9 protein-coding genes are annotated in these 11448 nt (G+C 64.4%); all 9 read left to right on the top strand.

The genetic code is table 11. The annotated features are described in order from the left end of the window. The first annotated feature begins 156 nt into the window (after positions 1 to 156). The 9 genes from B348_RS1000000130735 to B348_RS0106920 are packed head-to-tail and all read left to right on the top strand — an operon-like array spanning position 157 to position 11269. Positions 157 to 423: a PAAR domain-containing protein gene (locus tag B348_RS1000000130735; RefSeq protein ID WP_081609206.1), complete on the top strand. Its 267-nt coding sequence runs from the start codon at positions 157 to 159 to the stop codon at positions 421 to 423. 44 nt (positions 424 to 467) lie between these two features. Next, positions 468 to 1586, top strand: a complete 1119-nt coding sequence (locus B348_RS0106955; protein WP_017735419.1) for a hypothetical protein — start codon at positions 468 to 470, stop codon at positions 1584 to 1586. Continuing rightward, positions 1583 to 4876: an ImcF-related family protein gene (locus tag B348_RS0106950; RefSeq protein WP_050558307.1), complete on the top strand. Its 3294-nt coding sequence runs from the start codon at positions 1583 to 1585 to the stop codon at positions 4874 to 4876. Before B348_RS0106955 ends, B348_RS0106950 begins: the two co-directional genes overlap by 4 nt. Continuing rightward, positions 4873 to 6438 carry a type VI secretion system protein TssA gene (gene tssA / locus B348_RS0106945; protein ID WP_017735417.1) on the top strand — a complete coding sequence of 522 codons (1566 nt, stop codon included), beginning with the start codon at positions 4873 to 4875 and terminating at the stop codon, positions 6436 to 6438. Before B348_RS0106950 ends, tssA begins: the two co-directional genes overlap by 4 nt. 24 nt (positions 6439 to 6462) lie before the next feature. Then, positions 6463 to 8232, top strand: a complete 1770-nt coding sequence (tssF, locus tag B348_RS0106940) for a type VI secretion system baseplate subunit TssF (RefSeq protein WP_017735416.1) — start codon at positions 6463 to 6465, stop codon at positions 8230 to 8232. Continuing rightward, the gene (gene tssG, locus B348_RS0106935; protein WP_017735415.1) at positions 8196 to 9284 is read left to right on the top strand and encodes a type VI secretion system baseplate subunit TssG; all 1089 of its coding nucleotides are present in this window, start codon (positions 8196 to 8198) and stop codon (positions 9282 to 9284) included. Before tssF ends, tssG begins: the two co-directional genes overlap by 37 nt. Next, positions 9265 to 9792 carry a type VI secretion system lipoprotein TssJ gene (gene tssJ, locus B348_RS0106930; RefSeq protein ID WP_017735414.1) on the top strand — a complete coding sequence of 176 codons (528 nt, stop codon included), beginning with the start codon at positions 9265 to 9267 and terminating at the stop codon, positions 9790 to 9792. The genes tssG and tssJ overlap by 20 nt, the downstream gene beginning before the upstream one ends. 3 nt (positions 9793 to 9795) lie before the next feature. Further along, positions 9796 to 10233, top strand: a complete 438-nt coding sequence (tssE, locus tag B348_RS0106925) for a type VI secretion system baseplate subunit TssE (RefSeq protein ID WP_017735413.1) — start codon at positions 9796 to 9798, stop codon at positions 10231 to 10233. Continuing rightward, on the top strand, positions 10217 to 11269 hold the full coding sequence (locus B348_RS0106920) for an OmpA family protein (RefSeq protein ID WP_017735412.1): 1053 nt from the start codon (positions 10217 to 10219) through the stop codon (positions 11267 to 11269). The genes tssE and B348_RS0106920 overlap by 17 nt, the downstream gene beginning before the upstream one ends. Positions 11270 to 11448: the final 179 nt, after the last annotated feature.

The following is an 11448-nucleotide window of genomic DNA, read 5'->3' as shown; positions in this document are numbered from 1 at the left end:
CCTTCGGGGCGCACACAACCTTTGCCGGACAGCGCCCACCCACCACTCGAAGTTCAGTTTCCCGAACGGAAATGGTGAGTACTTCCCCCACAGAAGCAGACTGAAATTACTCGTGCCAACTTAAACGCACTGTTTGATCCACGGAGTTCAAACCTTATGTCACAAGGACTGGTTTTATTGGGTGATAAGACGACCCACGGCGGAGAAGTGATATCGGCTTCCTCCACCACCATCGTCAACGGCAAGCGAGCAGCATTGGTTGGTGATGAAGTGCGTTGCCCGCTACCCGGACATGGCGTCAATCGAATTGTCGAAGGTTGCCCGGACTGGTCCGAAGAGGGGCGGGCGATGGTGGTTAACGGTTGTCGGAGTGAGTGCGGTTGCCAGGTTATCTCCAGCGCGCCTGATTGTGGGGTTCTCTAGTCATGGGCTGGGATCGTCGGACCCCTTTGGGGGTGAAAGCGCCAGTGCCGCCTGTGTTGGGGCGTTGGGTGTTCGCGGCAATCGTGGCGGTGCTGGCGGGTGTGCTGCTGTTTTTGCTGCATGCCGCCGAACGCCTGTGGTTACTGCAAACCCTTGATATCTGGTCTTTGTCCGCTGCGCCGCTGTTGGCCTGGACCCTGGCGTTTGGTGCAAAGGCCTATACCTACGGCAGCGCGTTGAGCCATTACCGGTTTCTGGAAGACGAGGCACAAAACGCTCAGCGATCCTGGCAGGACTGGGCACAGCGTTACCTGGCGGTGTCCGCGAGTTGTGTGCTGCTGCCGGATCAAGTATCGGCCAGTGTAATGCTGCGCTCTTCCTCTGGCTTGCCCCCTCGCACAGGGCAGGCCCTGCGTATTGCGGCGCTGCCCGCGCGGGCGGAGCGGGCCCAGGTCGGATTGCAGCGGTTGATTCAGGCCATCGCGCCCGCGCTTGAGGCATTGCCGCTGGAGCAAGAACTGCGGGTGACCCTGCTGAGTGACGTTGCTCCCGCTCAGTACGATGGCTTACGCAGTGACTGGCAGCGGCTCTGGCGCAGCACGATGAGTCGGACTGCGCCCGCTACGGTCACCGTGGCCGGCGAATTGTCCTACCGCTGGGGCGATGACACGTTGAAGGCCGCCAGTGCCGCCGTTGACCTGCTCTTGGTCCTTCAGGTGCACGGCAAGGGCGCTTATTCCGACGGGCTTGCGGCGCTGCTCCTATGCCCGGACAGCCTGGCACACGCGTTGAAGTTGCCGATAACCGCTGGCTTGTTACGGCCAATGCCACTGGATATCGATGCACCGGACCGCGAGTTTTCGTTCTTCCTCGAAACCCAGGTACAGGCTTGTCAGGCAACCGGCCTCTTGGCCGACGATACGGGCTGGCAGCCACTGATCGGCAAAGTGCTGGCGGCCACAAGCACGCAGGGCGCATCGCTCAAAGCGGAGCAGCAATGGATTCTGGAACACCTGTGCGGTCGACCTGGGCCGCTCGGTCACTGGCTGGTGACCGCGCTTGGCGTGGAAGTAGCCCGGCATCAGCGTAGGCCTTTGTTGGTGTTGGCCCGAGACGCGTCGCGGTATTGGGTGGGTACTGTCAGCACAGGGGAGTTGGCATGAACGTATCGAGCAATTCATGGCGCCGCGCCGGCGCTGCAATATGGATCATTGCGTTATTGGCCGTGCTTGTCTGGCTGATCTGGCGATTCGGTACGCCGATAGGCCTGGTCGAGAACCGCCATAAGCTGTTGGTTCTTTTGCTGCTCATCATCATCGTCATAGCAGCCTGCCTGCTGCCCCGGGTGCTGGCACATCTGAAACGGCAAGGCCACCGCGCGCGAGGGCAGGCGGATAGCGTCTACGCCCCCTCAGAACAAAAAGTCAGCGTGCCTCGGCAACCAGCGTTTGACGTTTCGGCCTTACGTGACCGCTTGCGTGATCAGCATGGTGTGTTCTGGCGTCGTAGAGTTCGCCTGTTATTGGTCATCGGCGAGCCTGATCAAGTCCACGCCATCGCCCCGACATTGGCCAGCCGTTTATGCCTGGAAGGGCAAGGAACCGTGCTGTTGTGGGGCGGCAGTGCTCAGAAGATGCTGGATCAGCCTATCCTTCAGCAATGGACCGGGCTATGCCGCTGGCGCGCGCTGGACGGTGTGGTCTGGGCGCTGAACAAAACCCAGCTTACCGATGACACCGTGATGGGCGAGGGCGCACGGCAAATGCAACGCCTGGCCAGCGATCTACACTGGCACCTCCCCCTACACCTCTGGCAAATCACCACCCCCCCATTTCCCCAACCCACCCGCAATCGCCAACCCATCGGCTGCCTGCTCCCGTCACGCCTCACCCCCGAGGTATTGGCAAGCAACCTGGAAAACCTGCTCGACCCTCTGCGTCGCGCCGGCCTGGCGCAGATGCAGGACGCCTCTCATCATGACTTCCTCCTCCGCCTGTCCCGGGACTTGCAGGTTGAAGGCATTGCCCGTTGGCGCCAGGCCCTGACCCCGTTGCTGGGCGTATTTTCCCGAGGCGTGCCATTGCGCGGCCTCTGGTTCAGCCCGCAGCTGCCGCCTACCGAGAGCAGTCTTGAGTTGGATAACGCCTGGCAAGGCGTTGTCAACGACAAGCCCACCAAACGCCGACTGGGCTGGGGCGCCTACCGAATCGCCTACACCCTGACCCTATCCCTGACCCTTCTGTGGACCGCAGGCCTGCTCCTATCCTTCACCCACAACCGCACGCAGATCACCCGCGCACAAACCGTTCTCCACACCCTGCAAAGCACTCCCCAAGGCGACGCCCAACTGCTAGCCCTCAACAACCTAGTCCACGAACTGGCCCGCCTGGACTACCGCGCCGCCCACGGCACGCCTTGGCACCACCGTTTCGGCCTCAATCAAAATCAACCACTGCTGGAAACCCTCTGGCCCCATTACGTCGAAGCCAACAACCGCCTGATCCGCGATCCCTTGGCCGCCACCCTGCACCAGCAACTCACTGCGCTGCTCAAACCGGCACCGGACAACCCCGAGCGCACAAAGGACGCCTACGCCCAACTCAAGGCCTACCTGATGATGGCGCGCCCCGAAAAAACCGACGCCGCGCTCTTGCTCAAAACCCTCGACGAACTTGCACCCCCAGGCATGCCGCCCAGCCTGCGCCAGTTCTATGCCGAGCACCTGCCCGCCAATCCATCCTGGCGCATCCAACTCGACCCCCGTCTGGTCGCGCAAGTCCGGCAGCTCCTACTGCTCCAACTGGGCCAACGCAACGCCGAGGCCAGCCTCTACCAGCAAGTCCTCGACGACGCCGCCCATCACTATCCCGCCCTGGGCCTGCACCAACTGGTGGGTGACACCGATGCCTTCGCACTGTTCGCCACCGACGCCAGCGTGCCCGGCGTCTTTACCCGCCAGGCCTGGGAAGGGCAGGTGCGCGACGCCATTGACAGCGTCGCCGAGGCGCGGCGTGAGGAGACCGACTGGGTACTCAGTGACAACCCCGCCAACCTTGATTCCCGGTTGAGCCCGGCGCAACTGCGCGAGCGCCTCACCGAGCGTTATTTCCAGGACTACGCCAGCGCCTGGGTGGACATGCTCAACAGTCTGCGCTGGCAGGCGGCGGGCAGTCTTGATGAGGTGATCGATCAGTTGACGCTGATGAGCGATGTGCGCCAGTCGCCGCTGATTGCGCTGATGAACACCCTCGCTTACCAAGGGCAGGCAGGGGCGCGGACGCAAGCCTTGGCGGACTCTCTGGTGAAGTCCGCACAAAAGCTGATCGGGCAGGACAACGCGCCGCGGATCGACCAGATGGCCGATGTCCCCAGCAGCCCGCTGGACGCAACCTTCGGCCCGCTCCTGGCACTGCTCGACAAGCGCAACGATGATGGCTTGAGCCTGCAAACCTTCCTCACCCGGGTGACCCGGGTACGCCTGAAACTGCAGCAAGTCAGCACCGCACCCGATCCGTTGGAAATGACCCAAACGTTGGCACAAAGCGTGTTCCAGGGCCGCAGCATCGACCTCACCGACACCCAGTCCTACGGCAGCCTGCTGGCCGCCAGCCTTGGCGCCGAGTGGGGCGGCGTGGCGCAAACCTTGTTTGTGCAGCCGCTTGAGCAAGCCTGGCAGCGTGTGCTGCAACCCTCGGCTGCAGGGCTCAACAGCCAATGGCAACGCTCCATCGTCAAGCATTGGGACAGCGCGTTTGCCAGCCGCTATCCGTTTGCGGCCACCGCCAGCGATTCATCCTTGCCCATGCTCGGGCAGATGATCCGCGCGGATTCCGGGCGCATCGAACAGTTCTTGCAGCAGCAATTGAGCGGCGTATTGCGCAAAGAGGGCAACCGCTGGCTGGCCGACCCACGCCACAGCCAGGGCCTGCGTTTCAACCCGCAGTTCCTCAGTGCGATCAACCAGCTCAGCGATCTGGCCGACGTGCTCTACACCGATGGCGGCATGGGCTTGAGCTTCGAGTTGCAAGGCAAGCCGGTGCGCGATGTGGTGCAAACCCGCTTCATCCTCAATGGCGAGACACATGATTATTTCAACCAAAAGGAAAGCTGGCAGCGCTTCAACTGGCCGGGGCGCGGTGACTATCCCGGCGCCAGCCTGAGCTGGACCAGCGTGCATACCGGCGAACGCTTGTTCGGCGATTACCCTGGTACCTGGGGCCTGTTGCGCCTGTTGGAAAAAGCCCAGGTCACGCCGCTGGACGATGTCGACAGCCGCTACCGCGTGGTGCTCAAGGCGCCGGATGGCTTGAATCTGGTCTGGCACCTGCGCACCGAACTGGAGGCGGGGCCGTTGGCATTGCTGAAGTTGCGAGGGTTTAAATTGCCCCGGCAGATCTTTCTCGGCGAGCAGGGGATGGACACGGCTTATGCGCAAAACGGGAGCGAGCCATGAACCTGCGTACCCTGATCGATCGCTGCCTGGGTGAGCGTGACGCGTTGTCCATCGCCCAGGCCGAGGCGGGCCATTGGCAACCCTGGTTGTTGCCGATCAATGCCGGCTGCGCCGTTGGTGAAGACCCGGCCTATAACGACGACTTCCAACACATGCGCGAAGAGGTCAACAAGCTCTCGGGGGCGGATGCCGAACAGGTTGCCGAGTTGGCGCAGAACCTGTTGCTCCACCATTGCAAGGACCTGCGCGTGGCCACGTATTACCTGTGGGCGCGCTTGCAGCAGGACGGCGAAGCCGGGCTGGCCGACGGTCTCTGCTTGCTGGCGGCCCTGGTGGAACGTTTCGGCGCCGAGGTGCTGCCCGCGCGCGGCAACAGCCGCAAGCTGGCCCTGGAATGGCTGGCCAGCGCCAAGGTGCTGGACACGCTGTTGCTGTACCCGGAAGTGGTCAAGGCCGAGGCCAGCCGTACCGCCGCGGCGCTGGCCTGGCTGGAGCGGGGCGTGAGTGCGTGGCCGCAGGCGCAGCGGCCGATGTTGGGCCCGCTGTATGCGGCGTTGACTGCCCGGCTCGCGCAGTCCGGTGGCATGGACGCACTGGTGCCGCAGAACAGCGCCAGTCCGGCGTCGCCCGCACCCATGATCAAGTCCGGCCGCGACCTGCTGGACAGCGGCCGCGCCTTGGCCGCCTACCTTCGTGAGCAACCCCAGGGCTGGCTGGCCGCCCACCGCCTGATGAAAAGCCTGCGCTGGGACACGGTGCATCAGGCGCCCCCGCAAGAGGCCAGTGGCAACACCCGTCTGGCGCCGCCGCGTGGCGACTATCGCGCCCAACTCAAGCGCCTGTACCTGCAACAAGGCTGGACCGAGCTGCTCGATCAGGTCGAGCGCATCTACGCCGAGGGCGTGAACCATTTCTGGCTCGATCTGCAATGGTATCTGTACCAGGCCCTGAGCCGGCAACCGCCGCCCCAGGATGGCTGGGCGGAGATTGCCAAGCGTGACCTGGGCATGTTCCTTGAGCGCCTGCCGGGGTTGGAAGACCTGCGCTGGAGCGACGCCAGCCCGTTCGCCGACGAGACCACCCGCGAGTGGATCGCCCAGCACGTCTGCGGCAACCGCCCCCAGGCCTGGCTTCCGGTTGCGCCCGTCGCACCAACGGCGGATGCCGCCGACATCCTGCTGCTGGAAAGCGAGGCCCTGGCCCAGGCCGACAGCGACGGCGTGGACCAGGCCCTGGCCTGGCTCGCGGCTCGTCCCGGGATTCAGACCGGACGCCAGCGCTGGCTGCTGCGCCTGCTGATGGCGCGTGTCGCCGAACAACACGGCAAGGGCGACCTGGCCATCCATCTGCTGGGTGAACTGGATGCCTGCGCGCAACGCCAGGCCTTGGCCGAGTGGGAGCCCGACCTGCTTTTCGAGGTCAAGGCGCGACTGCTCAAACTGCTGCGCATCAAAGCCCAGCGCAACGACACCGACAAACCGAGCCTCGCCCGCAGGATGGAAGCCTTGCTGGCGGCGCTGGTGGTCATCGACCCGGTGCGCGCCGCCGTGCTGTGTGGCTGAACGTCAACAATCAGGATGATAGCGATGGACATGGACAATCTGACACTGCGCTACTTCGATGCCGAGATGCGCTACCTGCGCGAGGCGGGCAAGGAGTTCGCCGACGCGTTTCCCGACCGGGCAGCGCAGCTCAACCTGGACAAACCAGGCGCGCAGGACCCCTATGTGGAGCGCCTGTTCGAAGGCTTCGCGTTCCTGATGGGGCGCCTGCGGGAAAAGCTCGACGACGATCTGCCGGAACTGACCGAAGGCCTGGTCAGTCTGTTGTGGCCGCATTACCTGCGCACGATTCCGTCGTTGTCGGTGATCGAACTGGTGCCCGAACTGGAGCAGATGAAACGCAGTGAAGCCATCGCCCAGGGCTTTGAAGTGCTGTCGCAGCCGATTGGACCTCATCGCACTCGTTGTCGTTACACCACCACCCAGGACCTGACCCTGCGGCCGCTGGCCCTGACGGCAGTCGGACGCGGCTACGACGCCGACGGCCGCTCACGTCTGCGCCTGCGGTTTGCCTGTGGGCCGCAAAGCGACTGGAGCCAGATCGACCTGAGTCGCCTGCCGTTGTACCTCAACGCCGACGCGCCGCTGGCCAGCGCGCTGCATCAGGCGCTGACCCTCAATGTCCAAGGGCTGTATGTGCGTTGGCCGGGGCAGACCGAACGTCAACCGCTGGCCGGGCATTTCAGCCCCAAGGGGTTTGCCGATGAGGACCGGTTGTGGCCCAAGGGCGATAGCGCCTTCAGCGGCTACCAGCTGTTGTTGGAGTACTTCGCCTTTCGCGAGAAGTTCATGTTCGTGACCCTGTGCGGGCTGGAGCAATTGCAGATCGCGCCGGGCGTGGCCTGGTTCGAGCTGGAAGTGGTATTGCGCGAGCCCTGGCCTGCCACGTTCGAGCTGAACAGCGAACATATCCGCCTGCACGCCGTGCCGGTGATCAATCTGTTTGCACTGGAAGCGGACCCGCTGACCCTGGCACCGCTGCAAACCGACTACCTGCTGCGCCCCATGCGGGTCCAGGACGGCCACACGGAAATCTATTCGGTGGATCGGGTCACCGTCTCGGCAAACGCCGAGCGCGAGGACTACGTGCCGTTCACCAGCTTTCGCCACAAGGGCGGCATGTTGCGCGACGAAGCGCCCGAGCGGTATTTCCATGCGCGCCTCAAGCGCGCGCCCAATGGCCTGCACGACACCTGGCTGATCCTCGGCGGCGAAGGCTTCGACAAAGACCGCTTGCTGGCCCACAAAAGCCTGTCGTTGCGCCTCACCGGCACCCACGGCCAACTGCCCCGCAAGGCCCTGCAAAACACCTTGCTCGACACCGTGACTCAATCCACCCAGGCCGGCGTGCGCGTGCGCAACCTGTGTGCGCCGACCATGCCCTGCTATCCGCCGAACCGCGACCGTTTCCACTGGCGGGTGCTCAGCCACCTGGGGTCGAACTTCCTGCCGATGCTCGACAACGCCGAAGTGCTGCGCGGAACACTGGCGCTTTATGACTGGACGGGCAGCGAGCTGAACCGGCGGCGCCTGGCGGCGATTGCCGAGGTCCGTCATCACCTGGTGCAGCGCTTTGAAAAGGGCTTCCTGCTGCGCGGCGTGGATATCGAAATCGTCCTGGATGCCCACGGTTTTTCAGGGGAGGGCGATATCAGCCTGTTTGGCGAGATGCTCAACCGCTTTTTTGCGCTCTATGCGGATGTGCACCTGTACACCCAGCTCACGCTGGTCCTGCAACCCACCGGAAAGTGCCTGCGATGGAACGAGAACCACAATCAGCGTATTCCCGGCTGAGCGCCAGCGGTTTGCTTGAGGTGCTGCACGGGCCAGTGGCTGAAGCCAGCCTGTACCGGTTTTGCCAGTTGCTGGAGCAGGCCTTGCCCGGCCATCCGCCCCTGGGCAGTACGGCGCATCCGGGCGATGACGCGGTGCGCTTTCGGCCCGACCCGGGCATGGGCTTTCCCGGCGGCGAGTTGCGGGGGATTGAAACTGCTACCGCAGGCCCGGCCACGGTGCGCACCCGCCTGCTTGGCATGTACGGGGTGGATTCGCCTCTGCCGGGCACCTATCTGGATGACATTGCCCAACGCGGTGACGGGCACGAGGCGCTGGAAGCCTTCCTGGATATGTTCAACCATCGGATCTTCACCCAGTTCTATCGGATCTGGCGCAAGTACTCCTACCCGGCCACCTTTGAGCCGGGTGGCGTTGACGCGACTTCACAGTGCCTGCTGGGCCTTATCGGCCTGGGCATTCCCGGCACCGCCGAACAGATCGGCACGCCGCTCTCGCGTTTCCTGGCCTTGCTCAGCGTGATGCGCCTGCCCACGCGCAATGCCGAAGGCATCAGCGCGCTGGTCAAGTTGCTGGCCCCCAACACCCGGGTGCAAGTCACCGCACATTGGCCGCAGGACATCGTGCTTGCGCGGCCCGCAAGTCTTTGCCCGCAGCGTCCGGTACGCCTGGCCCAGCAAGCGCCCCTCGGCCGTGTCGCCCGCGATGGCAACAGCCAGTTGCGGCTGGTGCTCAACTCCGACGACCCGCAGGAAGCCCATGACTGGTTGCCGGCGGGCCCGTTGCACAAGGATCTGCTGGTGCTGCTGCGCGTCTACCTGGGGTGGCGCTGTACGGCGAAGCTGCAACTGACCCTGCCGCTGCGCAGCCTGCCGGTCCCGGTGCTGGGGCAGGCGCCGATCCGGCTGGGCATGACCGCTGTGCTGGGCCTGGGCACTGATGCCTGGCAAGCGCCAGAGCAGCAGCGCCTGACCATCAACCTGGGCCGCTACCAGGGCCTGTCGATAAACCCCTGCAACCGGGAGACTCAACATGTCGCGTACTCTTTTTAGCCTGGTGCTGCTTGCGCTGCCCCTCGGTGGCTGTGGGTTGGCCCAGACCGTGGCCGACGGCACGGCCGCCACCACCCAGGCGATTTTCTACAAGCAGGTGAAAACCCTGCACCTGGATTTCAGCGCACGCACCGCCCTGAACACCGATGCCGGTGACATGAATGCCTTGTCGGTGCCGACCCTGGTGCGGGTCTACCAATTGCGCGACGACACCGCCGTGACACAAGCGACCTACGACCGCGTGCTGGGCGATGACGCGCAACTGCTGGCCGGCGCGTTGCTGGACAAACGCACGGTAGTGGTCAAGCCCGAAGCGGGTGCGCCGCTGAGCGTGCCCATGGACAAAGAGGCACAGTTCGTCACGATAGTGGCGCTGTTTCGCAGCCCGGACACCCGCACGAACAGCTGGCGCCTGACACTGGCCCGCGCCGACCTCGACCCTGATCGGCCGCGGGTTATCGAACTGGCGGATAACCGCTTGACCCTGCGGCCCCTGGCGGAGGACTGAGCCATGGGCGAAGCCAACCCTTCGCTGTACGAGTTGCTGTTGCAGCATTTCGCCGGTGAGTTGCCCCTGCATCACGTCAGCGAAGCCGACCAGTACAGCCTGTCCGTCCTGGACAACCTGCAACGTATCCTCAACAGCCGCGCAGGAGCGCTCAGCCATTTGCCCGATTACGGCCTGCCGGACATGGGCCTGATCCTGCAAGGCCTGCCCGCCACGGCCCACAGCCTGATGGGGATCATGCACGCCACCTTGCTCAAGTACGAACCGCGCCTGGAGGCGCTCGCCATCGAGCTGCTGCCCCAGGTGCTGCCGGGGCATCTTGAATACGCCCTGGCGCTGCAATTGAAAGACGGGCAGCACGTGAGTGTCGGCACCACCCTGGGGCCCGTGGGCAAAGTCACGCTAAACCGACAAGGACGGTCGAATGACGGCACTGTTTGAGATGCATATCCAGGTCGGTGGCGACCCACGCCACTGCCCGGCGTTCACGGCCTTGCACAGCGAGATGGCAAAGCTCGGCCATCCTGCGCGGCCTGATGTGGACTGGGCCAAAGTCGAGCAAGGCTGCCTGGCGCTGTTCAAGGAACATGGCGTAGAGCTCAATAGCGCCTGCTTCTACACCCTGGCGCGGGGCCAGCGCTACGGGCCCGAGGGCGTCCTCCAGGGCGTGGTGTTGATCACGGCGCTGAGCGCTGAATGGTCACGGGTCTGGCCGCCGCTGGCGACGGTGCGAGTGGGCCTGCTGGAGTGGCTGTTCGAGCATCTGCACCTGCTGTTGCGCAGCCAGGCGGCGGCGTCGCCCGGCCTTGCCGTGCTGGTGCAACTGGACGCCGAACTGGCGCGACTGCAGGCGTGCTTGTCGCCTCAGCTCAGTGCGCCGTTGGTGAAACTGGCGGCGCTGCGACAGCACATCAGCCAGATCAGCCAACGCTTGGAACAACCGGCCGTCCCAGGCGAAATACCGTTGGCGCCGGTGGTGGTTCTGCCGCCTCCGGCTTTAGTCACGCGAACATCGCGCCGGGGCCTGTGGTTGTGCGCCGCAGCACTCGCCATCGCGATGGGGGCTGGATGGCAGCTATGGCGCACGCCGGCGCAGACTGAAACCCCGCTGCCCGAACCGATCCGGCTGGACAGCCTGGCGCTGTTCGAGGGCGGCAGCGCAACCCTGAAACCGGGTTCGACCAAGCTCCTGGTCAACGCCCTGGTCGGTATCAAGGCCCGGCCTGGCTGGCTGATCGTCATCGCCGGGCATACCGATGCGAGCGGTGCGCTTGAGCACAACCTGGCCCTGTCCCACGCCCGTGCCACGGCGGTGCGGGACTGGATGCAACGCATGGGCGACCTCGCCGACAGCTGCTTTGCCGTGCAGGGGTTGGCCGCGAGCCAACCGCTTGCGAGCAATCAAACCGAGGCCGGGCGCGCGGCCAACCGGCGTGTGGATATTCAACTGGTGCCGCAGTTGGGGGCGTGCGAATAACCTCGGCGCGGCACCGATTTCCCCTTGTCCCCGCTTCCCATGTCACCTCCGTCCCGCCAAATCCCTTAGTTTTTCACCCCGACCGGAAGCCCTTTCAGGCGCCCGGCTGCGTCCGCGTTTTTTAATCGATACCCCGAACCAAGCGGCAGCTGAAAACGGACTTTCTCCTCCACCGTGAC

Source organism: Pseudomonas sp. CBZ-4 (assembly GCF_000346755.1).
Lineage (GTDB): Bacteria > Pseudomonadota > Gammaproteobacteria > Pseudomonadales > Pseudomonadaceae > Aquipseudomonas.
This window is presented reverse-complemented; position numbering and strand designations above follow the sequence as displayed.

Bases quoted from the DNA above. Each gene is read 5' to 3' on its own strand.
- B348_RS1000000130735 (WP_081609206.1), top strand. From the start codon at position 157: ATGTCACAAGGACTGGTTTTATTGGGTGATAAGACGACCCACGGCGGA.
- B348_RS0106950 (WP_050558307.1), top strand. From the start codon at position 1,583: ATGAACGTATCGAGCAATTCATGGCGCCGCGCCGGCGCTGCAATATGG.
- tssA (WP_017735417.1), top strand. From the start codon at position 4,873: ATGAACCTGCGTACCCTGATCGATCGCTGCCTGGGTGAGCGTGACGCG.
- tssF (WP_017735416.1), top strand. From the start codon at position 6,463: ATGGACATGGACAATCTGACACTGCGCTACTTCGATGCCGAGATGCGC.
- tssG (WP_017735415.1), top strand. From the start codon at position 8,196: ATGGAACGAGAACCACAATCAGCGTATTCCCGGCTGAGCGCCAGCGGT.
- tssJ (WP_017735414.1), top strand. From the start codon at position 9,265: ATGTCGCGTACTCTTTTTAGCCTGGTGCTGCTTGCGCTGCCCCTCGGT.
- tssE (WP_017735413.1), top strand. From the start codon at position 9,796: ATGGGCGAAGCCAACCCTTCGCTGTACGAGTTGCTGTTGCAGCATTTC.
- B348_RS0106920 (WP_017735412.1), top strand. From the start codon at position 10,217: ATGACGGCACTGTTTGAGATGCATATCCAGGTCGGTGGCGACCCACGC.